The sequence below is a fragment of the Kitasatospora sp. McL0602 genome (assembly GCF_052076145.1).
GTDB lineage: Bacteria > Actinomycetota > Actinomycetes > Streptomycetales > Streptomycetaceae > Kitasatospora.
Genome location: NZ_CP197246.1, coordinates 5,919,806 through 5,944,549 on the forward strand (window position 1 = coordinate 5,919,806; position 24,744 = coordinate 5,944,549).

The 24,744-nt window shown below is 72.0% G+C and carries 24 protein-coding genes; 11 read left to right on the forward strand and 13 right to left on the reverse strand.

Going from position 1 to position 24,744, the window contains the following annotated elements:
* Window positions 1–14: 14 nt before the first annotated feature.
* The 6 genes from ACR68M_RS26845 to ACR68M_RS26870 all read left to right on the forward strand — a co-directional run bounded on the left by ACR68M_RS26845 (window position 15) and on the right by ACR68M_RS26870 (window position 6,707).
* Window positions 15–2,186, forward strand: a complete 2,172-nt coding sequence (locus ACR68M_RS26845) for an MMPL family transporter (RefSeq protein WP_441246696.1) — start codon at window positions 15–17, stop codon at window positions 2,184–2,186.
* 301 nt (window positions 2,187–2,487) lie between these two features.
* Window positions 2,488–2,691, forward strand: coding sequence for a cold-shock protein (locus tag ACR68M_RS26850; protein ID WP_441246697.1), 204 nt, complete (start codon window positions 2,488–2,490; stop codon window positions 2,689–2,691).
* 204 nt (window positions 2,692–2,895) lie between these two features.
* A complete protein-coding gene (locus tag ACR68M_RS26855; protein ID WP_441246698.1) occupies window positions 2,896–4,635 on the forward strand; it encodes a DEAD/DEAH box helicase in 1,740 nt (579 codons plus the stop codon).
* 173 nt (window positions 4,636–4,808) lie between these two features.
* A complete protein-coding gene (locus ACR68M_RS26860; RefSeq protein WP_441246699.1) occupies window positions 4,809–5,135 on the forward strand; it encodes a hypothetical protein in 327 nt (108 codons plus the stop codon).
* Window positions 5,132–6,022, forward strand: coding sequence for a WXG100 family type VII secretion target (locus ACR68M_RS26865; protein WP_441246700.1), 891 nt, complete (start codon window positions 5,132–5,134; stop codon window positions 6,020–6,022). Before ACR68M_RS26860 ends, ACR68M_RS26865 begins: the two co-directional genes overlap by 4 nt.
* A gap of 79 nt (window positions 6,023–6,101) precedes the next feature.
* Window positions 6,102–6,707: a hypothetical protein gene (locus ACR68M_RS26870; protein ID WP_441246701.1), complete on the forward strand. Its 606-nt coding sequence runs from the start codon at window positions 6,102–6,104 to the stop codon at window positions 6,705–6,707.
* A 23-nt stretch (window positions 6,708–6,730) separates the two neighbouring features.
* On the opposite strand, the gene ACR68M_RS26875 is transcribed toward ACR68M_RS26870, so the two are convergent.
* Entirely contained in the window at window positions 6,731–9,043 is a 2,313-nt protein-coding gene (locus ACR68M_RS26875) for an FtsX-like permease family protein (RefSeq protein WP_441246702.1), read from the reverse strand.
* A complete protein-coding gene (locus ACR68M_RS26880) occupies window positions 9,040–9,831 on the reverse strand; it encodes an ATP-binding cassette domain-containing protein (RefSeq protein ID WP_441246703.1) in 792 nt (263 codons plus the stop codon). Before ACR68M_RS26880 ends, ACR68M_RS26875 begins: the two co-directional genes overlap by 4 nt.
* A gap of 151 nt (window positions 9,832–9,982) precedes the next feature.
* Here ACR68M_RS26880 and ACR68M_RS26885 point away from each other — a divergent pair, with 151 nt between their 5' ends.
* The 3 genes from ACR68M_RS26885 to ACR68M_RS26895 all read left to right on the forward strand — a co-directional run bounded on the left by ACR68M_RS26885 (window position 9,983) and on the right by ACR68M_RS26895 (window position 11,866).
* Complete coding sequence (locus ACR68M_RS26885; protein WP_441246704.1) at window positions 9,983–10,795, forward strand: sensor histidine kinase; 813 nt, start codon at window positions 9,983–9,985, stop codon at window positions 10,793–10,795.
* Window positions 10,796–10,872: 77 nt separating this feature from the next.
* Window positions 10,873–11,481 (forward strand): response regulator, encoded by a 609-nt coding sequence (locus ACR68M_RS26890; protein WP_441251726.1) that lies wholly within the window; start codon window positions 10,873–10,875, stop codon window positions 11,479–11,481.
* 10 nt (window positions 11,482–11,491) lie between these two features.
* Window positions 11,492–11,866, forward strand: coding sequence for a hypothetical protein (locus ACR68M_RS26895; RefSeq protein WP_441246705.1), 375 nt, complete (start codon window positions 11,492–11,494; stop codon window positions 11,864–11,866).
* A 7-nt stretch (window positions 11,867–11,873) separates the two neighbouring features.
* Here ACR68M_RS26895 and ACR68M_RS26900 read toward each other — a convergent pair whose 3' ends face one another.
* The 11 genes from ACR68M_RS26900 to ACR68M_RS26950 all read right to left on the reverse strand — a co-directional run bounded on the left by ACR68M_RS26900 (window position 11,874) and on the right by ACR68M_RS26950 (window position 21,735).
* On the reverse strand, window positions 11,874–12,662 hold the full coding sequence (locus tag ACR68M_RS26900) for a sirohydrochlorin chelatase (RefSeq protein ID WP_441246706.1): 789 nt from the start codon (window positions 12,660–12,662) through the stop codon (window positions 11,874–11,876).
* 9 nt (window positions 12,663–12,671) lie between these two features.
* Window positions 12,672–13,568 carry an ABC transporter permease gene (locus ACR68M_RS26905; protein ID WP_441246707.1) on the reverse strand — a complete coding sequence of 299 codons (897 nt, stop codon included), beginning with the start codon at window positions 13,566–13,568 and terminating at the stop codon, window positions 12,672–12,674.
* A complete protein-coding gene (locus ACR68M_RS26910) occupies window positions 13,555–14,358 on the reverse strand; it encodes an ABC transporter ATP-binding protein (RefSeq protein ID WP_441246708.1) in 804 nt (267 codons plus the stop codon). The genes ACR68M_RS26905 and ACR68M_RS26910 overlap by 14 nt, the downstream gene beginning before the upstream one ends.
* A 157-nt stretch (window positions 14,359–14,515) precedes the next feature.
* On the reverse strand, window positions 14,516–15,661 hold the full coding sequence (locus ACR68M_RS26915) for an aliphatic sulfonate ABC transporter substrate-binding protein (protein ID WP_441246709.1): 1,146 nt from the start codon (window positions 15,659–15,661) through the stop codon (window positions 14,516–14,518).
* A gap of 253 nt (window positions 15,662–15,914) precedes the next feature.
* On the reverse strand, window positions 15,915–17,261 hold the full coding sequence (locus ACR68M_RS26920) for a sulfate adenylyltransferase subunit 1 (RefSeq protein WP_441246710.1): 1,347 nt from the start codon (window positions 17,259–17,261) through the stop codon (window positions 15,915–15,917).
* 1 nt (window position 17,262) lies between these two features.
* Window positions 17,263–18,213 (reverse strand): sulfate adenylyltransferase subunit CysD, encoded by a 951-nt coding sequence (cysD, locus tag ACR68M_RS26925; RefSeq protein WP_441246711.1) that lies wholly within the window; start codon window positions 18,211–18,213, stop codon window positions 17,263–17,265.
* Window positions 18,210–18,794, reverse strand: coding sequence for an adenylyl-sulfate kinase (gene cysC / locus ACR68M_RS26930; protein WP_441246712.1), 585 nt, complete (start codon window positions 18,792–18,794; stop codon window positions 18,210–18,212). Before cysC ends, cysD begins: the two co-directional genes overlap by 4 nt.
* A 59-nt stretch (window positions 18,795–18,853) precedes the next feature.
* Window positions 18,854–19,552, reverse strand: a complete 699-nt coding sequence (locus ACR68M_RS26935; RefSeq protein ID WP_441246713.1) for a phosphoadenylyl-sulfate reductase — start codon at window positions 19,550–19,552, stop codon at window positions 18,854–18,856.
* A complete protein-coding gene (locus ACR68M_RS26940; protein ID WP_441246714.1) occupies window positions 19,536–19,730 on the reverse strand; it encodes a hypothetical protein in 195 nt (64 codons plus the stop codon). The genes ACR68M_RS26935 and ACR68M_RS26940 overlap by 17 nt, the downstream gene beginning before the upstream one ends.
* The gene (locus tag ACR68M_RS26945) at window positions 19,727–21,451 is read right to left on the reverse strand and encodes a nitrite/sulfite reductase (RefSeq protein WP_441246715.1); all 1,725 of its coding nucleotides are present in this window, start codon (window positions 21,449–21,451) and stop codon (window positions 19,727–19,729) included. The genes ACR68M_RS26940 and ACR68M_RS26945 overlap by 4 nt, the downstream gene beginning before the upstream one ends.
* Window positions 21,452–21,651: 200 nt before the next feature.
* On the reverse strand, window positions 21,652–21,735 hold the full coding sequence (locus ACR68M_RS26950) for a putative leader peptide (protein ID WP_441251727.1): 84 nt from the start codon (window positions 21,733–21,735) through the stop codon (window positions 21,652–21,654).
* Window positions 21,736–22,074: 339 nt separating this feature from the next.
* Here ACR68M_RS26950 and ACR68M_RS26955 point away from each other — a divergent pair, with 339 nt between their 5' ends.
* Both ACR68M_RS26955 and rsgA read left to right on the forward strand, forming a co-directional pair.
* A complete protein-coding gene (locus ACR68M_RS26955; RefSeq protein ID WP_441246716.1) occupies window positions 22,075–23,295 on the forward strand; it encodes a YihY/virulence factor BrkB family protein in 1,221 nt (406 codons plus the stop codon).
* 297 nt (window positions 23,296–23,592) lie between these two features.
* Window positions 23,593–24,684 (forward strand): ribosome small subunit-dependent GTPase A, encoded by a 1,092-nt coding sequence (gene rsgA / locus ACR68M_RS26960; protein ID WP_441246717.1) that lies wholly within the window; start codon window positions 23,593–23,595, stop codon window positions 24,682–24,684.
* The last annotated feature ends 60 nt before the right edge of the window (window positions 24,685–24,744 follow it).

The window sequence follows — 24,744 nt, forward strand, 5'->3', positions numbered from 1 at the left end:
GAGGCACAACGAGCATGTTCCACCGAATCGGACAATTCGTCGTCAGGCGTGCCTGGTGGGTGATCGTCGCCTGGGTCGTCGCCGCCGTCGCCATCGTCGCCAGTGCTCCCGCGCTCACCGCGCAGACCGACGAGAGCAGCTTCCTGCCGCGCCACTACGAGTCCATCCAGGCCTCGATGGTTCAGGAGAAGGCCTTCCCGGCCAGCTTCACGCCCGCCGCGATCCTCGAGTTCGAGCGCACCGACGGTGGCCGGCTCACGGACGCCGACAAGGCGGACATGAACAAGATCGTCACGGGTCTCACCGACAAGCACATCGCGCTCGTCGAGAAGATCCTGCCGGTCGGCCCGCAGGCGACGTCCAAGGACGGCAAGTACGCGCTCTCCATGATCGGCATGGAGAAGGGCTCCCTGCAGAAGCCCGAGGCGGCAGACTCCGCCAAGGCACTGCGCGACGACGCCAAGCAGCTCGCGAGCGGCACCAGCCTGAAGGCCCAGCTGGGCGGCCAGGCCGCGCAGAACCTGGACCAGCAGGACTCGTCCAAGCTCGCCAACATGCTGATCGGCGTCGGCACGATCGTCATCATCCTGCTGACGCTCGGCATCATCTTCCGCAGCCCGATCATCGCGCTGCTGCCGGTCATCTCGATCTTCGTCTACTCGATGGTCGCCAACGGGCTGATCGCGGACGCCAGCAAGGCCTTCGGGCTGAAGGCCGACAACTCGGTCTCGGCGATCCTGATCATCGTGCTGTTCGGCGTCGGCACCGACTACTTCCTCTTCCTCATGTTCCGCTTCCGCGAACGCCTGCGGGCCGGGGACGACCGGAAGACGGCCGTGGTCAACGCGGTCGGCCGGGTCGGCGAGGCGATCGCCTCCGCCGCCGGTGCCGTCATCGTCGCGTTCAGCGTGCTGATCCTCTCCAGCCTGGGCATGTTCAAGGCGCTCGGCCCCTCGCTGGCCATCGCGGTCGGCGTCACCGCCGTCGCCTCGGTCACGCTGGTGCCCGCGATCCTGTCGCTGATCCCCGAGAAGGTGCTGTTCTGGCCCTCGAAGGCGTGGCAGCGTGAGCCGAAGAACGCCAAGTTCGCCGCCCTCGGCCGCACCGTCGAGCGCAAGCCCGCGCTGGTCGCGATCGTCTCCGGTGCGCTGATGGTCGCGCTCTCCTTCGCCGCCCTGGGGTACAAGGGCACCTTCGACCTGGCCTCCGGCTCGATGCCGAAGACCAAGGAGTCGATGGTCGTCCAGGACACCCTGATGCACGCCTTCTCGGCGGGCGCCGCCGACCCGAGCCACATCTACGTGGCGACCACCCAGGACGGCGCCAAGCTCGACCCGGCCTCGCTGGACGGCTACATCACCGCGCTCGGCAAGGTGCCCGGCGTCGCCCAGGTCGTCCCCAAGGCGACCATGAGCGCCGACGGCACGACGGCCGACATCACCGTCATGCTCAAGGACGCCCCGGCGAGCAACGCGGCCATCGACACCATCGGCGGCCTGCGCAGCGTCGCCCACGACTCGGCGCCGCAGGGCACCCAGGCGTACGTCGGCGGCATCACCGCGATCTACAAGGACATCAACACCGCGATGGCCCGCGACTACTCGCTGGTCTTCCCGATCGCGGCGCTGCTGATCATGCTGATCCTCGGCCTGCTGCTGCGCAGCGTCGTCGCCCCCTGGTACCTGATGGCGGCGGTCGGCCTCGGCTTCGGCGCCACCGTCGGAGCGACCAGCCTGCTGTTCCAGCACGTGCAGCACGAGCCCGGTCTGATGTTCATGCTGCCGATGTTCATCTACCTCTTCGTGGTGGCGATCGGCACCGACTACAACATCCTGATGATCGCCCGCCTCCGCGAGGAGGCCGCCGAGGGCCACAGCCCCCGGGTGGCGGCCGGGCTGGCCATCCGGCACGGCGGCCCGACCGTCGCGGCGGCGGGCAGCATCCTCGCCGCGACCTTCGGCACCATGCTGCTGGCCGGCAACTCGCTCTTCAGCGAGATCGGTTTCTCGGTGGCCTTCGGCATCGCCGTCTCGGCCTTCGTGATGTCGCTCTTCTTCACCCCGGCACTGACCGCGCTGCTCGGCCGCGCCGCCTGGTGGCCCGGCCACGGGGAGCTCGCCGGCCACGGCGCGGAGCCGGAGCTGAAGCTCGTCGAGGACGACCGGGAGCCCGCCGGACGCCGCTGATCGCGGTCGGCTCAGGAGCCCGGACGGGGGCACACGGTGAATGCGCCGTGTGCCCTCTTCGGCGTCCCGGTAAACCGCAGTGGGCCGGATGTGGTGAGGGATACTTCTCCGATCAACTACCGTGCGCCCGTGCTACAGTCGGAGCAGTTGCAGTTTTGGTTCCCATGAACGTACGTGTGCGCCTGCTGGTTCCAACCAACAGGCGCATTTGTTTTGTCCGGTGAGTTGTCTCCGGATGGGGATCGCGGCTACTTGGGGTCCACGAGGTGTGGGCTCCGATGCCCCAGAGAAGGAGACCGTTATGGCTACCGGCGTCGTGAAGTGGTTCAACAGCGAAAAGGGCTTCGGCTTCATCGAGCAGGAGGGTGGCGGCCCGGACGTCTTCGCCCACTACTCGAACATCAACGCCCAGGGGTTCCGTGAGCTCCAGGAGGGTCAGCACGTCGAGTTCGACGTGACCCAGGGCCAGAAGGGCCCGCAGGCCGAGAACATTCGCCCCATCTGAGTCCAGCCTCTGAGCTGACTGAGAAGTCGCGAAGCGAAGGCCCGTACCGCACGGTGCGGGCCTTCGTCCATGCCGCCGAACGGCCGAGGCGGCGCCTTCCTCCTGTTCGGCCGACCTCCCGGCTTCCGCCCGGGGGTACCTCCTAGCTCCATCGCCACGGCCCTGCCGTGGCTGTCGGCCGATACACAGGAAATGAGACCTTGCATGGCAGATCAGGCACGCCCTCAGCACGACCGCTCCGCCAACCGTGGCCAGGGCGGTGGCGGCCAGGCCGGCCGCGGCCGCGGCCGGGGTGGCTCCGGTAGCAGCAACGGTGGCTTCAGCGAGCGGCGCGGCGGCAGCAGCAGCGGTGGCCTGCGCAGCGCCGGTGGCGGCCAGGCCGGCCCGGGCCGGGGCCGTGGTGGCGCCACCCGTGAGCGCGCCGTCGAGGCGCCCGCCGACTTCGCCGTCGTCGAGGGCACTCCGGCCCGCCCGCCGGCCGCGACCTTCGCCGAGCTGGAGATGCCCAAGGGGCTGCTCTCCGCGCTGACCCGCGAGGGCGTCACCGAGCCCTTCCCGATCCAGTCGGCCACCCTGCCCGACGCGATCGCCGGGCGTGACGTGCTCGGCCGTGGCCGTACCGGCTCCGGCAAGACGCTGGCCTTCGGCCTCTCGCTGCTGGCCCGCACCGCCGGCAAGCGCGCGGACGCCCGCCGCCCGCTGGCGCTCGTGCTGGTGCCGACCCGCGAGCTGGCCCAGCAGGTCACCGACGCCCTGACCCCGTACGCGACCGCCGTGAACCTGCGGATCGCGACCGTCGTCGGCGGCATGTCGATCACCCGCCAGGCCAACGCCGTGCGCCGGGGCGCCGAGGTGCTCGTCGCCACCCCCGGGCGGCTCGACGACCTGATCAACCGTGGCGACGTGTACCTCGAAGAGGTGCAGATCACCGTGCTCGACGAGGCCGACCAGATGGCCGACATGGGCTTCCTGCCGCAGGTCACCAAGCTGCTGGAGCAGGTCGCCGAGGGCGGGCAGCGGATGCTCTTCTCCGCGACGCTGGACCGCAACGTCGACCGCCTGGTGCGGCGCTTCCTGACCGACCCGGTGACGCACTCCGTCGACCCGTCGGCCGGTGCCGTGACCACGATGGACCACCACGTGCTCCAGCTGGACGCGGCCGACAAGGCCTCGGTGGCCGCGCACATCGCCTCCCGCGAGGGTGGCGTGATCATGTTCGTGCACACCAAGCACGGCGCGGACCGGCTCGCCAAGCAGCTGCTCGCCACCGGTGTCCGGGCTGCGGCCCTGCACGGCGGCAAGTCGCAGCCGCAGCGCAACCGGACGCTGGACCAGTTCCGCGAGGGCCTGGTCACCGCGCTGATCGCGACCAACGTCGCGGCCCGTGGCATCCACATCGACGGCCTCGACCTGGTCGTGAACGTCGACCCGCCGATCGACCACAAGGACTACCTGCACCGTGGCGGCCGCACCGCCCGCGCCGGTGAGTCCGGCACGGTCGTCACGCTGGTGCTGCCCGAGCAGCGCCGCGACGTCACCAAGCTGATGAGCACGGCGGGCATCCGTCCGACCACCACCAAGGTCCGCCCCGGCGACGCCGACCTGGCCCGGATCACAGGTGCGCGCACGCCCTCCGGCGTGGCCGTCGCCATCACCCCGCCGGTCGCCGCCGCGCCCGCCCCGGCCGCGAACGGCGCCCCGCGCCGCCGCCCGGTGAAGCGCTCCGGCCTCCCGGCGGACGTCGACATCAACGGCAACGCCCGCCGTCCGCGCCCGAAGCAGCGGATGGCCGGCAGCGGTGGCGCCGGTGCCAATGGCGGCGGCGGCAACGGCCGCACGGCGGCCGGCTTCCTCGGCAAGTCCTCGGCGGGCTCCAAGCCGGGCTCCGGCACGCGCAGCGGCTCGAACTACGGCACCGGACGTCAGCGCCGCAAGTCCGACTGAGTACGTCAGCAAACGCCGCAGGGGCGTCGGATCTTCGTGATCCGGCGCCCCTGCGGCGTTTGCTGCCTCCGCCTCCGGTAACAGAAGACGGTTCATATTGACTTCTTTATCAACTCTTGGGTTTTATATGACCTTGGCCTGAATGAACGGCCGCCTTGGGGAGAGGAAGAGTCATGTCGGGGGAGTACTGCGTTGATCCCGAGGCGCTAAGGCGTTTCGCCCGGACCTCGGCCGACCGCGCGGAGCGGATACGCGCCATCAGGTCGGAGCTCGGCTCGCACCAGCTGCCGGCCGACGCCTTCGGCAGGCTGCCGGAGTCCGTCGGCGTCGGCCGGGACTACCGTGAGCGCGCCGAGGGTGCGCTCGACCAGCTGACCGCCGCTGCCGACACCATGGAGCGGATCGGCACCCACGCCGACGGCCTGGCCCGGACCTACCGGCAGGCCGAGCAGGACACCGCCGAGGCGCTGTCCGCCGTCACCGCAGGGCTGGGCGCATGAGCGGCCCGGCGGCGAGCGCCGTCGATGCCTACGCGAAGGTCAACGAGTGGATGAGCCCGATGGGCAGCCTGATCGACGAGATCATGCGCCCGCTCGTCGAGCCGCTCGCCGAACCCCTGGAGTTCGTCACCGGCGACCCGGAGGGCCTGGCCGAGGTGGCGGTGCTCTGGCGGCGGCAGGCGCAGCAGCTGCGTGAGACCGTCGCCGACCAGCGCCGGGACAGGTCCGGGCTGTCGCACGACTGGCAGGGCGCCGCCGCCGACCACTTCCAGCAGGAACTCGCCGAGTACGAGGAGGCGTTGGAGGCCGAGGCGGACGACCTGGACGCCACCGCCGACCTGCTCGACGAGGCCGCCGCCCAGTGCCGGGTCGCCCAGGACCTGGTCGAGACGGTGATCCGCGAGCTGATCGAGTGGGCGCTCGTCACCCTCGCCGCCTCGCTCGCCTTCAGCGTCGTCACGGCCGGGATCTCGCTCGCCGCCGAGGCCGCCGCAGCCGCCGCCGAGAGTACCGTCGCCGCGACCCGGATCGCCTCGCTGGTACGGAAGTTGGCCAGCGCGCTGAAGAAGATCGAGGAGGCGCTGAAGGCGCTCAAGGCGGCCTCCAAGCGCCCGCACCTCAACCCGACGAAGCCGTGGACGTGGAACCGCCCGATCGACATCGGGGCGTACGCGGCCAAGAAGGGCACCAAAGTCATCGGCAAGGCCGCCCTGCACGGTATCGGCCTGACCGGCGACCCGGTCGGCCAGACCGCCCAGCAGGCCGTGCAGGGCGGCCTGGGCCTCGCCGCCGACGCCGCCGACCGGCAGCTCCAGGGGGCCGGTCGGCACGAGCCCGCGCTCGACCCGGAGGAGCGGCGCCGCCGCTTCGAGGCGGCCTTCGGGTGACCTGCGAACTGCCGTACGCGCCGACGCCGTACGCGCCGACGCCGTGCGCACAACTGCCGTGCAACCAAGGAGAGCTGAAGTGCTGAACCGGGACCGCCAGATCGTCGAGCCGCTGCTCCAGCCGGGCGAGACGCTGGTCGCGGCCGCCGAGGTCAGCCTCGCCCCCGGCACGCCCTACCCGCCGCAGGAGCTGCTGACGCCGCGTCGGCCCAGCGCGCTGGAGCAGCGGATCGCCGGGCCGTTCGGGGTGCTGCGCAAGGCGTACGCGGTGCTGAACCCCGTGCAGGCGGCCGTCGTCGCGGTCGAGGACCGGCTCGCCGACGCCGTGCCGGCCTCGGTGGTGCACGGCAAGGGCATGGGCGGCGGCTGGAGAAGTGTGGCGGGGCAGTTCGTCGTCCGGATGCAGGACCAGGGTGCCAACGCCGCAGGCCTGTTCGCCGTCACCGAGCGGCGGGCGATGATGGTGGTCGACCGCTCCAAGCTCTGGCAGCCCGGCACCGACCACGTCGTGCACTGGGAGGAGCCGCACGCCGCGCTCGCCGAACTCCGCCGCCACCCCAAAGGGTTGATCCAGCGCGGCAGGCTCGACCTGGTCTTCACCGACGGCTCCTGGGCGGGCATCGTCACCTCCGTCCCGGGCAACGCCGATCCGCTCGCGACCGCCTTCGCCCGGCGCGGCTACTGACCTCGCCGGGCGGGCGGCTCCGGTCACTCGTTGTGGAGCACCTCCGCGATGGTGAGCCGGGCGGCGGAGCCGGCCGGGACGAGGGCGCCGAGGACGGCGATGGCGACGCCCGACAGGGCGAGGCCGAGCAGCAGCGGGGCGCTGAAGACGTCCAGCATCGCGGGCGGGATGATCGCGTGCGCGGCCTCGGCGGTCATGCTGCCGAGGAGGCGGCAGGAGATCACGCCGAGCGGCACGCCGACCAGGCTGCCCAGGGCGCCGAGGGTCGCCATCGAGGTGACGGTCATACCGACGACCTGTCGGGGTGTCATGCCGATCGACTTGAGCATGCCCAGGTCGCGGCGCCGTTCACGGGTGTTGAGGACGACGGTGTTGAAGATGCCCAGCGCCGCGACCAGGCCCAGCAGGAGTGAGAGCAGCGAGGTGGTGCCGGTCATGACCACCACGGACGACTGCGAGGTGCCGGTCTCGGCGAAGACGTGCAGCCCCGGGTCGCCCGCCCGGATGCCGGTGATCACCTGGTCGGTGTCCGTGCCGGCGGCGAGCCGGACCTCGTAGGTGTCCACCGGCTGGGCGGCGGCGAGCAGTTGCAGGGTGTCCCAGCCGGCGTAGATCCGGTCCATGCCGGTGGCCAGGATCTCCCCGGCGATGACCACCCGGGTCGAGCGCTCGCCCTTGCTGAGGACGAAGCTGTCGCCGACGCGCAGGCCCCGCTTGTGGAGGAAGTCCTCGTTGGCCTCGATCTGCCCCGGCCCGTCCAGCCACTTGCCCTTGAGGACGAGCCAGGGCGCGTCCGGGCTGTCACTGCGGCGGAAGTCGACCATGACGGGCTCCGACTGCCCGGCGATGCGGTACTCGTCGGCCGCCATGGCCGTCAGCTGCGTCACCCCCGGCTGACGGCGGATCAGGGCCTCCGCCTCCCGGTCCGTCAGCGTGCTGACGGCCTCTCCGGGCGGGCCGGAGCCGTGGTTGACGATGACGCCGACCTGGTACGCGCCCCGGCGGGTGGCGGCGTGCGAGTAGTCCGTGAGCGTCAGGGTGAAGCCGACGGCGACGGTCACGCTCAGCACGCCCAGGACGACCGCCCCGAGCGTCATCGCACTGCGGCCGGGCCGGGCGAAGGCCATCCCCACCCCGAGGCTGGCGGCTCGGGGCAGTCGCGTACCGCTGAGCCAGCGCTGCACCCGCAAAGCCCGCCCGGTGCGCGGTGCGCTGCCCGCACTGATCGCCTCGGTGGCGGAGAGGCTGCGCGCCCGCAGCGCGGGCAGCAGCGCCGCCAGCGTGACCACGGCGGGCATGCCCAGCAGCGCGGCCACGTCGACCCAAGGGCTGATCCCGGGGCCTGACCCGCCGAAGCCGGAGAAGGCTTCGGCCAGGATCGGCAGCGCGACCAGGTGGCCGAGCACCGTGCCCAGCACGCACCCGACGACCCCGGGGACGCAGCTCATCACCAGGAACACCGCGACCACCTGCCCGGGGGCGAAGCCGATCGCCTTCATCACCCCGATCTGCCGCAGGCCCGCGACCACCGCGCCGCTGACGACGTTGCCGACGATCAGCACCGCCACCACCAGGCCCAGCACGCCGAAGAGCGTCAGGAAGGGGACGAACATGCCCGAGGAGCCCTCGGCGTAGTTCTTGACCACGAAGTACGGCTCGGAGCCGAGCAGGGAGCCCGCCGGGAGGGCGGCGGTGAGCGTGGCGGTGGCCGCCTTGAGATCGGCGTCGGTGGCGTGGGCGGTGAGGCGGTAGAGCATCTGGGTCGACCTGGGGTGCAGCGCGGTGAGCTGCGCGGGGGTGACCCAGGCGTCGGCGGAGCGGGTCACCGAGGAGGCGAGGCCGACCACCGTGAGGGTGGGGCCGCCCGCCGGGGTGAGCCTGCTGCCGACGGGGTAGGGCGTCTCGCCCCGGAGCTGCTGGAGCACGATCTCGCCGGGGGCGGTGGCCCAGCGGCCCGCCCAGACGTCGAGCCGGTCGACCGGCCCGCCCGGGTCGGCCCGGCCGACCGTCGCGAACGACCTGGGCGGGTAGTCCGGGTGGTCGTCGGGCACCTCCAGCACGGTCGCGCCGAACGGGCCCGCCGCCGCCTCCACACCCGGCCCGGTCGCCGTCCCCGCCAGCGCGGCGTCGGTGGCCCTGGCCGGGTCGAAGCTCGCGGCGAGATGGGCGCCGCTCTGCCGGGCCAGGGCCTGGTCGAAGGGCGCCGAGGCGGCGGTCATCAGGCCGAGGGCGACGACCAGCGTCGCCGTCGAGACCAGCACGACGAAGCCGATGACGACGGTCTGGAGCCTGCGCCGTCGCACGGCCGCGCGGGAGGCGGACCAGACGGCGCTCATCCGAGGCTCCCCGGGTGCGAAGCGGGCTGCGCGGTGGGCTGCGCGGTGGGCAGCGTGGCGGGCTGCGTAGCCGGCACGGGCAGCAGGGTGCGCTCGTGGGCGATCCGGCCGTCCGCGAACTCGACGACCCGGCTGGCGCAGCGCTCCGCGAGCCGCTCGTCGTGGGTCACCAGCAGCAGCGTCTGGCCGATCTGGTTGAGGTCGAGCAGCAGGTCCATCACCTGTTCGCCGGCCCGGCTGTCCAGGGCCCCGGTCGGCTCGTCCGCCAGCAGCAGGGCCGGACGGTTCATCAACGCCCGTGCCACCGCCACGCGTTGACGTTCGCCGCCGCTGAGCGCAGCCGGGTAGATGTTCCGCCGGCCGGCGATGCCCAGCTCGTCGAGCAGCTCCAGCGCGCGCTTGCGGGCCTGCGCGGCCGAGGTGCCGGTCAGCTGCGCGGCGAGCGCGACGTTGTCCAGCGCGGGCAGGTCGTCCAGCAGGTTGAAGAACTGGAAGATCATGCCGATCCGGCGGCGGCGGAACAGCGCCAGCCCCTTCTCGTTCAGCCGCCCCAACTCCTCGCCGTGCACGTACACCTCGCCCGAGGTCGGCCGGTCCAGCCCGGCCACCATGTTCAGCAGCGTGGACTTACCGCTCCCCGACGGCCCCATCACCGCCACCGCCTCACCGGCCCTGATTTGCAGGGACACCCCGTCGAGGGCGGTCGAGTCGCCGAACTCCTTCCGTACGTCGGAGAGTTCCACGACCGCCTGCCCGCCGCCCTGCTCACTGCCTGCTGCACTCGTCATGGTGAGGACGTTAGAGGTGGGGCCGTGGGCCGGGCATCGCCCCCTGGGGGTAACCTCCTGCCCAGGTCATCCCGGAGATGTACGGGGCTGCCACCGGGGATGGACATGGGGGTGGATGCGGCCGGTCGTGCGGAGCTGGGAGAGTGTGCGGGTGGGGAGCACCGGGGCGAGCTGGTTGGTGGCCGCGCTGGCAGGCGTGTGCCTGGTCGCGGCCGGGCTGGCGGTCGCCCTCGGCCGGGCGCGGCGGCAGCACAGCAGGGCGCTGGAGGAGCGCGGCCGACTGCTGGAGCACGAGCGGGAGAGCGCGGCCGGGGAGGCCGTCGCCGCCGAACACGCCCGGATCGCCAGGGAGTTGCACGACATCGTCAGCCACAACGTCAGCGTGATGGTGATCCAGGCCGGGGCCGCCCGGCAGGTGCTCGCCACCCAGCCCGAGGCGGCCGCCGCCGCGCTGCTCGCCGTCGAGGGCGCCGGGCGCGACACCATGACGGAGCTCCGGCACCTGCTCGGTGTGCTCGCCCCCGCGCAGAACGGCGAGGACGAGACGGCCCTGTCGCCGCAGCCCGGCCTCGGCCGGCTCGGCCCGCTGGTCGACCGGATCGCCTTTGCCGGGCTGCCCGTCGAGGTGCGGATCTCCGGCGAACCGCGCCCGCTGCCCGCCGGGGTCGACGTGACGGCGTACCGGATCATCCAGGAGGCGCTGACCAATGCGCTCAAGCACGGCGACGGGGAGAAGGCCGAAGTGACGGTGCGGTACGCGGACCACTACCTGCGGGTGGAGGTGCTGAACAGCGGGCCGAGCGTGCTGCGGGGCGGCACCCCGCCGCCGCCGAACCCCGGTGCCGGGCGCGGCCTGCTCGGGCTGGGCGAGCGGGTCGCCCTGTACGGCGGCGAACTCGACGCCCGGCGTCGGCTCGGCGGCGGGTACCGGGTCCGCGCCCGGATCCCGCTGGACCGGCCGTGAGCACCGGCCACCCGGCGGCCGCCGGGCCGCGCGTCCTCATCGCGGACGACCAGGTGCTGGTGCGGACGGGCTTCCGCATGATCCTCGGCGCCGCCGGGATCGATGTCGTCGGCGAGGCCGGGGACGGCGCGGAGGCCGTCGCGGCGGCGCGGCGACTGCGGCCGGACGTGGTGCTGATGGACATCCGGATGCCCGAGGTCGACGGCCTGGAGGCCACCCGGCAGATCCTCGCCGAACTCCCGGCCTGCCGGGTGCTGATGCTCACCACCTTCGACCTCGACCGGTACGTCTACGCCGCGCTCGCCGCCGGGGCCAGCGGCTTCCTGCTCAAGGACGTCACCCCTGAGCACCTGGTCGCCGCCGTCCGCCTGGTCGACACCGGTGACGCCCTGCTCGCCCCCTCCATCACCCGGCGCCTGGTCGAACGCTTCGCCGCCGAGCCGCCCACGGAGGAGCGCAAGGCGGTGCCGCACCGCGACCTCGCCCCGCTGACGCCCCGTGAACTCGAGGTGCTGACCCTGATGGCACGCGGCCTCTCCAACACCGAGATCGCCACCCACCTGACGCTCAGCGAGGCCACCGTCAAGACGCACGTCGCCCGGATCTTCGCCAAGCTCACCCTCCGGGACCGCGCCCAGGCCGTCGTCCTCGCCTACGAGACCGGCCTGGTCGCACCCGGCGCCTAGGCTTGGCCGCATGGACCTGGATCTCGAAGCGCGGCTGGCCCGGCAGGAGGAGTGCCTCGACGCACTCCTCCGGGCCGTCGGCCTCACCTGGACCGAGGAGCACGACCCCCGGGTGGCCCGGCTGGCGGCCCAGCACCCCCTCTACCCGCTGTACCACCGCATCGGCCACAAGCGGCAGGCCGCAGCCCAGGCCCTCACCGACGACCGCGCCCTCGCCGACCGCTGCTACGACCAGGCCCTCCGGGCGCTGCTCCACGACGACGACCCGAACTCCCCCCGCCACCTGGTCGAGGCCCTGGCCCGCACGGTCGGCACCCGCCGCCTCCGGGCCGCCCTCGAAGCCTCGGATTCACCGAACGCGGCGCGCGCCCTGCACTGGCTGTGAACCGGGGCTACGCGGCGACCGCGGTGGCCTGGCGCGCCCGGTCGTAGCGGGCGAGGACGAGACGGGCGATCTCCGGGGTTGCGCCCAGGGGTTCGGCGATCACGTCGGCCTCGGCTGCGGTGGCGGCGGCCGCGATGCGGTCGGGGAGCAGGCCGGGGGCCAGCAGGTAGGGGGCGACGGCGACCTGGTCGATGTCGGCGCTGCGGAGGAGGGCGATCGCGTCCGGGACCTGCGGGGGTGCGGCGGAGGCGTACGCGACCTCGACGGCGCCCCAGCCTCGGCTGCGCTGCCAGGCGGCGGCGGTGCGGCGGGTGGTGGCGTTGGCGGCCCGGTCGGAGGAGCCGGCGGCGGCCAGCACCACGCCGGTGCGGGCGCGGACGGCGGGGGAGGAGACGTCCAGGCCGGCTTCGGCGAGGCGGCGGTCGAGCGCGTCCAGCAGCAGCGGGGACGGGCCGAGCACGTCGGCGAGCGGGAGCGCGGCGGCACCGGCGGCCCGCAGGGCGGCGGGGATGTCGCTCTTGGCGTGGAAGGCCCGGCCGAGCAGCAGCGGGACGGCGACGGCGGGCGCGCCGTCGAGTCGGCCGACGACCTGCGGGATGCGCGGGGCGCAGTGGTCGAGGTAGGCGGTGGCGGTCTCGACCGAGGGCCGGAGGGCCCGCAGCTGCGCGGCCAGGGCCTCGACGGTGGCGGCGTGCCGGGCGTCCCGGCTGCCGTGGGCGATCAGGACGAGGGTGGGGGCAGCGCCGCCCGTACCCCCGGCGGGTGCCAGGCGTACGGGCAGGCGAGCGGTGTCCATCTCAGGCTCTCAGCGGCTGGTGGCGAGCAGGCCGCGGCTGCGCAGCACGTGACGCTCGATCGGGGAGAAGACCAGCAGGTCGATGGCGACACCGACGAAGAGGATCAGGACGATGCCGAGGAAGACCCCGGACATGTCGGAGAGCTCGCGCTGGTTGTCCAGGTACCGGCCGAGGCCGATGCCGAGGTCGGGGGAGGAGGCGATCAGCTCGGCGGCCATCAGCGAGCGCCAGGAGAAGGCCCAGCCCTGCTTGAGACCGGAGAGGTAGCCGGGCAGGGCGGCGGGCAGCAGCACGTGCCGGGCGCCGGCCAGGCCGGTGGCGCCCATGGTGCGGCCGGCCCGGAGGAAGATCGGCGGCACCTGGTCGATGCCGGAGATCAGGCCGTTGGCGATCGAGGGGACGGCGCCGAGCAGGATGACGGCGTACATCGCCTGGTCGTTGATGCCGAGCCAGATGACGGCGGCGGGCACCCAGGCGACGGAGGGCAGCGACTGGAGGCCGGAGAGGATCGGGCCGACGGCGGCGCGGACGGGCTTGACCCGGGCGACGACCAGGCCGATCGGGGTGCCGATGACGACCGAGGCGAGGAAGCCGGAGACGCCGCGCCACAGGCTCGTCCAGATGATGCTGAAGAGCGTGCCCTGCTGCCAGAGGTCGGACAGCGAGGCCCAGACCATGCCGGGGCTGGGCAGCTTGTAGCTGTCGGCGAGCTTGAGCGAGAAGGCGACCTGCCAGGCGACCAGCACCAGCACGACGGCGAGCGCGGGCGGCAGCACCTTCTGCCGGAGGGTCTGGGTGAGCGGCACCCGCTGGACGACGACGGCGTCGAGGGCGTCGAGGCCCGCGCCCAGGTCGTCGCCGGGCGCCGCCTTGACGGGCCGGGGAGCGGTGTCAGTGCTGGACATGGCGACGGATCTCCCCACGCAGTTCTTCGGTGATCTCGATGGACAGGTCGGCGACGCCGGAGGACTCGATCCGGCGCGGCTGCGGCAGGTCGATCCGCCACTCCTTGCGGACCCGGCCGGGCCGGGAGGAGAGCAGCACGACCCGCTGGGCGAGCCGGACGGCCTCGCGGACGTTGTGCGTGACGAACAGGATGGTGAGCTGGCGCTCCTGCCAGATCCGGGTGATCTCGTCGTGCAGCACGTCGCGGGTGATGGCGTCGAGCGCGGCGAACGGCTCGTCCATCAGCAGGACGTTGCTGCCCTGGGCGAGCGAGCGGGCCAGCGCGACGCGCTGGCGCATGCCGCCGGAGAGCTCGTGCACCCGCTTGCCGCAGGCACCGCCGAGCCGGACGAGCTCCAGCAGGCGCTTGGCCTCGGCGGCCCGCTCGGCGCGCGGCACGCCGGCCAGCCGGAGGGCGAGCTCGACGTTCTTGCCGGCCGTGAGCCAGGGGAAGAGCGCGTGCTCCTGGAACATCAGCGCCGGGCGGGCGCCGGGCACCTCGATCGTCCCGGCGCTGGGCTTGTCCAGCCCGGCGACCATGTTGAGCAGGGTGGACTTGCCACAGCCCGACGCACCGAGCAGGGTGACGAACTCGCCGGGCTTGACGTCGAGGCAGATGTCGTCGATCACGTGGTTGACCGCGCCGGCGCGGCCGAAGGACTTGTGCACGTGCGAGATCTTGACGGCGGACGGGCCGTCCGCGGTCACGACGCTGGGGGCGTCTTCCGAGAGGGTCAGCACCTGGGACATCTGGGCACCTCCTGCGTGAGGGGTCCTGCGGATTGGCTGGGAGCCGGGGCCCGGCCCCGCCGCACCTTGTGATTGGGCATCGACGAAGGTGGGGCGGGGGTCCGGACCGCGGAGCTTGACGGGGTACGGCCAGAGGCTTGCTGGGTACCGCCAGGCGTTACTTGGAGGCGAGGCCGGCGTCCGCGACGGTGGGCAGGCTCTTCTCCTTCAGTACCTTGTTGAGCAGGCTCAGGTCGTAGATCCCGGCCAGGTCGGGCTTCTTGAGGAGCCCGGCCGTCACCGCGTGGTCCGCTTCGGACTGCAGGGTGTTGGCCAGCGGGTCGTCGAGGAAGTCGATGTCCTGCCAGGCCGGGTCGAGGACGGCCGCGTCGAGCGAGGAGCTTCCGGCGTCCTTGAGCGCGGCGTTGGCGTCGGCCTTGGCCTTGTCGGGGTTGGCCTTGATGAAGGCGTTGGTGTTCACCGAGCCGCGCAGCACGGCCTCGACGACGTCCGGGTGCTCCTTGAGGAACTTCTGCGAGACGACCAGGTTGGTGATCACGAACTTCTTGTCCGGCCAGAGCTCCTTCTCGTTCAGCAGCACCTTGGCGCCGAGCGAGACCAGCTTGGAGGCGGTCGGCTCGGGCACCCAGGCGCCGTCGATCGAGTTGGACTTGTACGCGTCCGGGGTGACCTTGTTGTCGGTGCGCAGCACCGAGACGTCGCCCTTGCCGGACTGCGCGTCGACCTTGAGGCCCTTGGTGGAGAGGTAGTTGAGGAGCGCCACGTCCTGGGTGTTGCCCAGCTGCGGGGTGGCGATCTTCTTGCCCTTGAGGTCGTCCACGCTGGTGATCTTCGCGGGGTTGACCACCAGCTTGACGCCGCCGGAGGCCGAACCCGCGATGATCTTCAGGTCCTTGCCGGCCGACTTCACGTAGCCGTTGACGGCGGGCGAGGGGCCGATCCAACCGATGTCTATGGAGCCCGAGTTGAGCGCCTCGACCTCGGACGGGCCGGCGTTGAAGACCTGGGACTTGATCTGGGTCGCGCCGAGCTCCTTCTGGAGCAGGCCCTCCTTGAGACCGACCAGGGCGGTGCCGTGGGTCAGGTTGGCGAAGTACCCGATCTTCACGGTGTCGGCCGAGAGCTTGGCGGTGCCCGCCGGGGCGCCCTGGGCGGCCTCGGCCTTGTCGGTCGACTTGGAGCCGTAGCCGCAGGCGCTCAGCAGGCTGACGGTCGTCAGGCCCGCGACGAGCGCGGCAGCGGAGCGTCTGAAGCGCGCCGAGCGCAGTCGGGCGGCGGTATGCAGGGCAGGGTTCGGAGCCATGGAGTCGTCCTCTTCATGGAGGCCCACGTCGTCGACTGGCGGGCCGGTCAGGGAAGTTCAGGAGTGGTGCGGTGGCATCGGGATGCCGGCCGGGCCGGGTCGCCGCCTGCTGTGGGAAGGCGGCGACCCGGGGGCAGAGGTCAGCGCCCCTGCCCACCCGCACATCGCATCAGTCCGCCCTGGCCGCTGCCGAGGGCGCCGCTGCCGATGCGGCCGCCTTCCTTGTCCATGCCGGAGAACGCCTCGCGCGCCATCAGACCCAGTCCTCCTCGACCGTCTCGGCCTTCGCCGGGGCGACGGTGTCGAAGGACTCGCCCGCCATGCCGGCGGTGAGCGTGGTGCCGTCCGCCGGGTCGATCAGCAGGAAGGAGCCCGTCCGGCGGTTCTCGGTGTAGCCGTCCAGCGCCAGCGGCTCGGAGGTGCGCAGCACCACCCGGCCGATGTCGTTGACGCTCAACCCCTCGGCGCCGGAGCGCTGTTCGAGGGTGTCGATGTCGATCCGGTACGAGATCTCCTTGACCAGCGCGCGCACGGTGCGGGTGGTGTGCTTGAGCAGCACCTTGTCCCCGACCTGGAGCGGGCGCTCGTGCAGGTGGCTGACGGTGGCGACGACGTCCTTGGTCGGCTCCGGCGCGGTGCCGGAGGCGATCAGGTCGCCGCGCGAGACGTCGATGTCCTCGGCGAGGCGGACGGTGATCGACTGGGGGGCCCAGGCGATGTCCGTCTCGGTGCCGAGCACGTCGATGCCCGCGACGGTGGTGGTGTGGCCCGAGGGCAGCACCGTCACCGCATCGCCGGTGCGCAGCACACCGGAGGCCAACTGCCCGGCGTAGCCGCGGTAGTCGCGGTACTCCTCGCTCTGGGGGCGGATCACGTACTGGACGGGGAAGCGCACCGGCTCGAGGCTCGGGTCGCTGCCGACCGGGACGGTCTCCAGGTGCTCCAGCAGCGTCGGGCCGCCGTACCAGTCCATGTGCGCGGAGGGCTCGACCACGTTGTCGCCGGCCAGCGCCGAGATCGGCACCGCGACGATGTCGGTGATGCCCAGCGAGGCCGCGTACGCGGTGAACTCCTCGGCGATGGCCGCGAAGACGGACTCCTCGTAGCCGACCAGGTCCATCTTGTTGACCGCGAGCACCACGTGCGGGACGCGCAGCAGCGCGGTGACGGCGGCGTGCCGGCGGGTCTGCTCGACGACGCCGTTGCGGGCGTCGACCAGCACCACGGCCAGCTCGGCGGTGGAGGCGCCGGTGACCATGTTGCGGGTGTACTGCACGTGCCCCGGGGTGTCCGCCAGGATGAACCGGCGGCGCGGGGTCGCGAAGTAGCGGTACGCCACGTCGATGGTGATGCCCTGCTCGCGCTCGGCGCGCAGGCCGTCGGTGAGCAGTGCCAGGTCCGGGGCCTCCTGGCCGCGGTTGCGGGAGGCGTGCTCGACGGCCTCCAGCTGGTCGGCGAGCACCGACTTGGAGTCGTGCAGCAGCCGCCCGACCAGGGTCGACTTGCCGTCGTCGACGGAGCCCGCGGTCGCGAAGCGCAGCAGCGCGGTCGCCGAGGCCTCGCCGAACACGGCGTCGGTGGTGTGGAGTTCGGTCGTCATTTTAGAAGTACCCCTCGCGCTTGCGGTCTTCCATGGCGGCCTCGGACACCTTGTCGTCCGCCCGGGTGGCGCCGCGCTCGGTGAGGCGGCTGGCGGCGATCTCGGCGATCACGTCGGCGATGGCGACGGCGTCCGAGTCGACGGCGCCGGTGCAGGACATGTCGCCGACGGTGCGGTAGCGCACCAGGCGGCGCTCGACCGTCTCGTGCTCCTTCGGGCCGCCCCACTCGCCGGCGGTGAGCCACATGCCGCTGCGGGCGAAGACGTCGCGCTCGTGCGCGTAGTAGATCTCGGGGAGCTCGATCTTCTCCCGCTCGATGTACTGCCAGACGTCCAGCTCGGTCCAGTTGGAGAGCGGGAAGACCCGGACGTGCTCGCCGACGGCGTGCTTGCCGTTGTAGAGCGACCACAGCTCGGGCCGCTGGCGGCGCGGGTCCCAGGCGCCGAACTCGTCGCGCAGCGAGAAGACGCGCTCCTTGGCGCGGGCCTTCTCCTCGTCCCGGCGGCCGCCGCCGAAGACCGCGTCGAAGCGGTTCTTCTCGATGCCGTCCAGCAGCGGCACGGTCTGCAGCGGGTTGCGCAGGCCGTCCGGGCGCTCGCGCAGCCGGCCGTCGTCGATGAAGTCCTGGACGTGGGCGACGTGCAGGCGCAGGGAGTGCTGGGCGACGGCGCGGTCGCGGTAGGCGAGGACCTCGGGGAAGTTGTGGCCGGTGTCCACGTGCAGCAGCGAGAACGGCACCGGCGCCGGGTGGAAGGCCTTCAGCGCCAGGTGCAGCATGACGATGGAGTCCTTGCCACCGGAGAAGAGGATCACCGGACGCTCGAACTCCCCCGCCACCTCGCGGAAGATGTGCACCGACTCCGCCTCCAGGGCGTCCAGGTGCGAAAGCGCGTACGGCCCACCGGGGTTGTCGGCCGGTGCCCCCGGCAGTGCGTGGGTCACGGTCGTCATGCCAGGCCCCTTGTCGTCAGGAAGGTGTGGAGCTCGGTGGCGGATTCGGCCACCGTCCGGTTGTGGGTCTCGACCCGCAGCTCGGGGGAGACGGGCGCCTCGTACGGGTCGTCGACGCCGGTCAGGTGGGCGATCTCGCCGGCCGCCTGCTTGGCGTACAGACCCTTGACGTCACGCTCCGAGCAGACCTCGACCGAGGTGGCGACGTGGATCTCCAGGAAGTCGGTGCCGCTCCTGCCGTGCTGCTCACGGACGGCCGCGCGCGAGGCCGCGTACGGGGCGATCACCGGTGCGATGACCTTGACGCCGTGCGAGGCGAGCTTCTCGGCGACGAAGCCGATCCGGGTCACGTTGGTGTGCCGGTCCTCGCGACTGAAGCCGAGGCCCTTGGAGAGGAACTCCCGGATCTCGTCGCCGTCGAGCACCTCGACCCGGTGCCCCTCGGCGCGCAGCTGCTCGGCCAGTGCGAAGGCCAGCGTGGTCTTCCCGGCGCTGGGCAGCCCGGTCAGCCACACGGTGGCGCCGCGCTCGCACGGAGCCGCCGGGGCTCCGGCGGCGTCCAGAGTGTCGGCTGTGGTCACGGTTAACTCTCCTGGTCCGAGGGGGTGCTGCGGATGGGGTCAGAGATGTGGAACGGCGGTCAGAGGTGGATGCCGCACTCGGTCTTGCCCGAGCCGGCCCAGCGGCCGGAGCGGCCCTCCTCGCCCTCGCCGGGCTTGGCGGTGCAGGAGAGCGGCGAGCACCCGATCGAGGTGTACCCCTCCCACAGCAGCGGGTTGAGCAGCACGCCGTTGGCGGCGACGTAGGCGTCCACGTCCTCCTGCGTCCAGCGGGCGATCGGGGCGAGCTTCACCTTGCGGCGCTTGGCGTCCCAGGCCACCACCGGGGTGTTGGCCCGGCTCGGCGACTCGTCGCGGCGCAGGCCGGTGGCCCAGGCGTCGTAGGCGCCGAGGCCGCGGTTCAGCGGCTCGACCTTGCGCAGCGAGCAGCACAGGTCCGGGTCGCGGTCGTGCAGCTGCGGTCCGTACTGGGCGTCCTGCTCGGCCACGGTCTGCAGCGGCTTGAGGGTGATGACGTTGACCGGCATCACCGCGGCCACCGCGTCCCGGGTGCCGATGGTCTCGGCGAAGTGGTAGCCGGTGTCCAGGAAGACCACGTCCACGCCGGGGAGCACGGAGGAGGCGAGGTGCGCGACGACGGCGTCCTCCATCGAGGAGGTGACGCAGAAGCGCTTGCCGAAGGTGTCGGCGGCCCAGCGCAGGATCTCCTGCGCCGAGGCCTCCTCCAGCTCGACGGCGGCCTTGGCGGCCACCGCCTCCATGTCAAGCGTGGTGCTCATGTCCCGTACCCCCGTTGGTCGTTGACGCTGCTGTGGGCGACAGCAGGCCGAGGAACTTCAGCTGGAAGGCGCGTCGGCAGGAGGCGCACTCCCAGGCTCCGTGGCCGCCCTCGGCGGAGGGCCGCAGGTCCTCGTCCCCGCAGTACGGGCAGTGGAAGGGGGCTGCGCGCTCGCTCATGACAGCTCCTCCTCGCTGGCCCGCGCCGTCCACTGGGCGAAGCGCTCGCCCTCCTGGCGCTCGGCCTGGAAGCGGGTCAGCACGCGCTCGACGTAGTCCGGCAGGCCGTCCTTGGTGACCTTCAGGCCGCGGACCTTGCGACCGAAGCCGGCCTCCAGGCCCAACGCGCCGCCCAGGTGCACCTGGTAGCCCTCGACCTGCTCGCCGTTCTCGTCCGTCACCAGCTGGCCCTTGAGGCCGATGTCGGCGACCTGGATGCGGGCGCAGGCGTTCGGGCAGCCGTTGATGTTGATGGTGATCGGCTCGTCGAAGGCGGGCATCCGCGCCTCGAGGTCGTCGATCAGGGTGCGGCCGCGCTCCTTGGTCTCGACGATGGCGAGCTTGCAGTACTCGATGCCGGTGCAGGCCATCGTGCCGCGGCGGAAGGGGGAGGGGTTGACCCGCAGGTCCAGCTCCTCCAGGCCGGCGACGAGCGAGTCGACCCGGTCCTCGGCGATGTCGAGGATGATCATCTTCTGCTCGGCGGTGGTCCGCAGGCGGTCCGAGCCGTGCGCGGCGGCGAGGTCGGCGACCTGGCCGAGCAGCTTGCCATCCATCCGGCCGACGCGCGGCGCGAAGCCGACGTAGTAGTTGCCGTCCTTCTGCTGGTGCACACCGACGTGGTCGCGCCAGATGCCGGCGGGCTCCTTCGGGGCCGGGCCGTCGATCAGGTCGTACTTGAGGTACTCGTCCTGGAGCACCTGGCGGAACTTCGCCGGGCCCCAGTCGGCGACCAGGAACTTCAACCGCGCGCGGTTGCGCAGGCGGCGGTAGCCGTAGTCCCGGAAGATGCCGATCACGCCGCCGTAGACGTCCGCGACCTCGTCCAGCGGCACCCAGGCGCCGAGCCGGACCCCCAGCTTGGGGTTGGTCGAGAGGCCGCCGCCGACCCACAGGTCGAAGCCGGGGCCGTGCTCGGGGTGCTCGACGCCGACGAAGGCGATGTCGTTGATCTCGTGCGCGATGTCGAGCAGCGGCGAGCCGGAGATCGCCGACTTGAACTTGCGCGGCAGGTTCGAGAACTCGGGGTTGCCGATGAAGCGGCGCATGATCTCGTCGATGGCGGGCGTGCCGTCGATGATCTCTTCCTTGGCGACCCCGGCGACGGGGGAGCCGAGGATGACGCGCGGGGTGTCACCGCAGGCCTCGGTGGTGGAGAGGCCGACGGCCTCCAGCTTCTCCCAGATCGCGGGGACGTCCTCGACCCGGATCCAGTGGTACTGCACGTTCTGCCGGTCCGTCAGGTCGGCGGTGCCCCGGCCGTACTGCTCGGAGACCTCGGCGACCGCCTTCAGCTGGGCGACGGTCAGCCGGCCGCCGTCGATCCGGACGCGCAGCATGAAGAACTCGGCGTCCAGCTCGTTCGGGTCCAGGATCGCGGTCTTGCCGCCGTCGATGCCCTCCTTGCGCTGGGTGTACAGACCCCACCAGCGCATCCGGCCCCGCAGGTCGGACGGATCGATCGAGGCGAAGCCGTTCTTGGAGTAGATCGTCTCAATGCGTGTCCGCACGTTGAGACCGTCGTCGTCCTTCTTGAACTGCTCGTTGGCGTTGAGCGGGGTGAAGTGACCCATGCCCCACTGACCCTCGCCGCGGTGGCGGGTCACCTTGCGGGCGGCGGCCGGACGGCGCACGGCTGCGCTGTCGGCCTGGGGCTCGACCGGTTCGGGGCTGGGTGCCATGTGTCGTCCTTCATCAGCGGTCTGTGGATGGCGGGTGCAGGCTGGTCCAGCGCGTGGACCTGCCTTGACCTGGAGTTTCACGGTGTTGCCGTGCAGGGCTGGGATGCAGTGACCTTGCCCGGGGTGCGCGCGTTGCGTCCGCGTCGGCGGGGTGGCGCAGGGTGGAGCGGCCGGGTGCGGTGGTGGCAGCGGGGTAGGGCTCAGATCACCGGACAGATGGCGCTGGCCACGCGGAGCAGATCGACGTGGAGTCGATTCACTAGGGTGGTTCCGGCGCTTGGCATGGCAAGAGATTCGCACGGCGGGCGACTCACGGTCCACTAACGTCCGAATGGCGGACGTTGCGGTATCACCTTCTGAGACACGAGCGGACTGTCGCAGTACAGAGGCGTGGACGGCGTCGGGCGGCGGTGCGGAAGGACCGGCTCCGGAAGGCTCGGTGGTAGTTCCTGTCGAACTCCGCGAAGGGCTGTCCTCTTCGAAGCGGAGACTGGCCGGGGTCCGGACCCCAGGGGATATGACACATCGCCGAGCGGTACCACGGCAAGTCCCCGGAGAGGTGATAAAGGAAGGGGAGCTCTCCACGGGGCGGGAGGCCGCTGCCGGGCCGCTACCGTAGGGGGGTGCAACCAGCAGGGGAAACGACCAGGAGATCCGCCGAGCGGCCGTCGCGCCGAAAGGGCAAGGGCTCCCGCCGCGCAGCCAGGCGCGCCACCTGGCGGACCACTCTCTGGGGCCTGCTGAAGGACACCACCAACACCTGCGTCGAGTACCGCGTCACCGGCCTCGCGGCGGAGGCGGCGTTCTTCACGCTGCTCTCCATCCCGCCGCTGCTGCTCTGCCTGGCCGGCACCCTCGGCTACCTCGACGACATCCTCGGCGCGGGCACCATCGCCCAACTCCAGGACGACATCCTCTCGGCGGCCGGGACGGTGCTCTCGCCCACCTCCGTCGACCAGATCGTCCAACCGCTGCTGCACAGCGTCTTCGACAACGGCCGGCCGGACCTGATCTCGATCGGCTTCGTCCTCTCGCTCTGGTCCGGCTCGCGCGCGCTCTACATCTTCATCGACACCATCACCGTCATGTACGGCCTCGACGGCAGGCGCGGCATCGTCAAGACCCGCCTGATGTCGCTCGGCCTCTATCTCGGCGCCCTGGTGATCGGCTCGCTGGTGCTCCCGCTGCTGGTCGCCGGGCCGGGCCTGGTGGTGCACGCCCTCCCCTACTCCGCAGGCGTCGTCAGCGCGCTCTACTGGCCCACCGCGATCGTGCTGCTGGTGGTCTTCCTCACCACCCTCTACCACCTGGCCGTCCCCGTCAGCACGCCCTGGCGGGAGGACATCCCCGGCGCCCTCGTCGCCCTCGGGGTGCTCGTCGTCTGCAGCGTCCTGCTCCGGCTCTACCTGGTCAGCTCGGTCGAGGGGCCCTCGGTGTACGGCTCGCTGGCGGCGCCCGTCGCGGTGCTGCTCTGGATCGGCGTCGTCGCGCTCGCCGTCCTCATCGGCGCTGCCATGAACGCCGCCATAGACCGCCGCTGGCCGACCGTCGAGACGGCCGACGCCCGCGCCACCATCGAGCGCGCCAGCGAGGAGGCCGCGGCGGCGGTCGTCCGCGAGGTCACCGCCCGCCGCGCCGTCGAACGCGCCCGGCTGGCCCGCGAGCTCGGCCTCGCCGAGGGCATCGAGGACGAGGACGAGGACGACGACGAGGGCCACGCTCCCTCCGAGTACCCCGAGCGCTGGGCCGACTTCCTGCCCCCCGCCAACGTCCGCAGCCGCCTCCGCCCCCGGGGCACCCACCGCCGCCGCAGCCAGCCCCCGCCCCCCGACCGCGAAGCCTGAGCCGGGTCGGGCCTGTCGGCGTGCAAAAGCGCAGGTCAAAAATGGGATGCGCCGACTCCGCTGCGGCCCGTATGCTCTGAGGCGACATCAGATCGGGAGGCCCGATCCCGCCACGCGGGAGCCAGGGCCGAGTACGGAAGCAGGAGGTGAGCCTCGTGGCTGTCACCGTCGTCACGGCTGCCCAGGGCAGCAAGCGCACCCACCTCACCCTCCCGGCCTCCTGCTGACGGACGAGACCAGTTCTCGCGCAGCCGTAGACCCGCCGGGATCGCATTCCTCCCGAAGGGCCCCACTGCGTTGTCGTACGCGACTCTGAGCTCCACCAACTCTGCTTTCACCTTCTCCGGCTACGGCTGGAACACCGAGCTCGACGAGCTCTTCGCCCCCCTCGCCGAGGCCGGGCTAACCCCTGCGCGGATCGCCCGCGTCGACCGCGGCCAGTGCGACGTCGTGCTGGCCGACCCCGAGACGGGGGAGCTGCGCACCGTGCGTGCCGACTCCCGACCCGTCGGGGACCCGGACCCGGTCAACTGCCCCTGCACCGGCGACTGGGCGGCCGTCGATCTCACGGCCACCCCGATGCCGACCGTCTCCGCCCTGCTGCCCCGTGGCACGGCGATCATCCGCAAGACCGCCGGTACACGGTCCGACGGCCAGGTGCTGGCGGCGAACATCGACACCGTCATGATCGCCGTCTCGCTGGCCGCCGACCCCGATCTGGGCCGGATCGAGCGCTTCCTCGCCCTGGCCTGGGAGAGCGGCGCCGAGCCGTTGGTCGTCCTCACCAAGGCCGACCTGGTCGGCGACGCCGAGTTCGTCCGCGCCGACGTCGAGACCATCGCCCCCGGCGTCACCGTCCTGGTGGTCAGCGCCGAGACCGGCGAGGGCATCGACGTGCTGCGCGCCTGCGCGCCCGGCTCCTCCGCCCTGATCGGCCAGTCCGGCGCGGGCAAGTCCACCCTGACGAACGCGCTCGCCGGCACCGACGTGATGAGCGTCCAGCAGACGCGCGCCAGCGACGAGAAGGGCCGCCACACCACCACCACCCGGGAGCTGATCCCGCTGCCCGGCGGTGGCGTCGTGATCGACACCCCCGGCCTGCGAGGCGTCGGCCTCTACGGCGGCGAGGGCGTGGCGCAGGCCTTCTCGGACATCGAGGAGCTGGCCGAGAACTGCCGCTTCCACGACTGCAGCCACACCTCCGAGCCGGGCTGCGCCGTCTCCGCGGCCCTCGCCGACGGCAGCCTCCCGGAGCGCCGGATGGAGAGCTACCTCAAGCTCCAGCGGGAGAACGAGTGGATCGCCTCCCGCAGCGACGCCCGGCTGGCCGCCGAGCGAGTGAAGAAGTGGAAGTCCATCATCAAGACGGCGAACAAGCCCCGCCCCTGATCGGTGGCCCGCGATCGGCCGTCGCCCCGGGAGGCGCAACCCCCGGGGCGACGTGCCCAG